The following is a 1,514-nucleotide window of genomic DNA, read 5'->3' as shown; positions in this document are numbered from 1 at the left end:
GATGCGCCCATAGCGGCTCGGCGTGGTCGGCCCGGATCGAAATCTCGTAGCTCCTGTCGCCGGTGAAACTGACGCGGGCGATGCGGACTTCGTCGCCGGCATAAGTGCCATGACCGATCGCCATATGCGGCAGGTCGGCATCGTCGAGCGAGAGGCCAAGATGCAGCTTTTCCAGCAGCTTGCGGGCATTTGGCCCCGAAACGGTCAGTGTCGCCATGTCCGGTGTGGCGTTGTGGATGTAGACGGCGCCGCGGCCAAAACGGTCCTGGCGCCATTCCTCCAGCCGCGCATGGACGGCGGCGACATGCGAGGACGAGCACGACACGACGAAGCGATGCTCGTCCAGCCGCACCAGCACGCCGTCGTCGAAGACCACGCCGTTCTCAGACAGCATGAAGCCATAGCGGCAGCGGCCCGGTTTCAATGTTGACATGGTGTTGTAGTAGAGGAAATCGACGAACGCCGCCGCCTGCGGCCCGATCACCTCGATCTTGCCGAGCGTCGAACCATCGAACAGCGCGACCGACTGGCGCGCACGTCGCGCCTCGTCCGCGATCGAACGTTCCGCGTCCGCGTTGCCGCCATAATGAGCAGGCCGCAACCAGCCGCCATATTCCTGGAAGACAGCGCCGCTGGCGCGATGGACGTTTTCGAGCGGCAGCCGCCGTACCGGCGCCATCAACTCACCGACGCGCGCGCCGGCAAAGCTTGCCAGCGGCACCGGCGTGAACGGCGGCCGGTAGGTGGTGGTGCCGACCTCCGGCACCGTGCGGCCGGTAATCCCTGCCATCAGCGCCAGGCCGGGCACGTTGGAGGTCTTGCCCTGGTCGGTCGCCATGCCGAGCGTGGTGTAGCGCTTCAGATGTTCGACCGAGACGAAGTTTTCGCGTGCGGCCAGCTCGACGTCCTTCACCGTCACGTCGTTCTGGTAGTCGATCCAGATGCGGCCTTTCGAGCCCGGCATCGGCCAGGCCGGGAGAATGCCGTCCGTCGCCTCCGGCCCGGTGCTGCGTGGTGTTGCCGCGTTCTCCTTGCCGGCGAATGCCTTTTCCACGCCGGCAAACACCTCCGACAAGGAGACCGCGCCGGCTGCGGCGCCGACCACGGCGATACCGCCGACCGGTTCGCCCGGCAGGAAGGCCGCGCGCGCATCGCTCCAGGCGAGCTTGCCCTTGGCCTGGCCGAAGAGATGAATGGTCGGCGTCCAGCCGCCCGAGACCACAACGCAATCGGCATCGAACCTCGTGCCGTCGTCGAGCGTCACGCCGTCGACGCGCAGCTTGCCGCTGGCGGATGCGAGAGAACGCCCCTTGATCAGCCGGACATTGGCCGCCGCCGCAGGCGTGCCGTCACGCCGGATATCGACAAGCCTGACTTCGGCGCCGACCTCGGCAAGCGCCCCCGCCACCTCATAGGCGCTGTCATTGTTGGTGGCGACGATGATGCGGCGGCCGACCAGCACAGCGTGGCGCCGGAGATAGGCGAACGCCGCATCCGCCGACATGATGCCCGGC

1 pseudogene is annotated in these 1,514 nt (G+C 67.1%); it reads right to left on the bottom strand.

The annotated features are described in order from the left end of the window. Positions 1–1,514, bottom strand: a pseudogene (locus EN991_RS35715) (sarcosine oxidase subunit alpha family protein); the annotation flags it as partial.

This window comes from Mesorhizobium sp. M7A.F.Ca.US.005.03.2.1 (genome assembly GCF_003997795.1).
Taxonomy (GTDB): domain Bacteria; phylum Pseudomonadota; class Alphaproteobacteria; order Rhizobiales; family Rhizobiaceae; genus Mesorhizobium; species Mesorhizobium ciceri.
The sequence above is the reverse complement of the archived record's forward strand: the minus strand, read 5'-3'. Positions and strand labels throughout refer to the sequence as shown.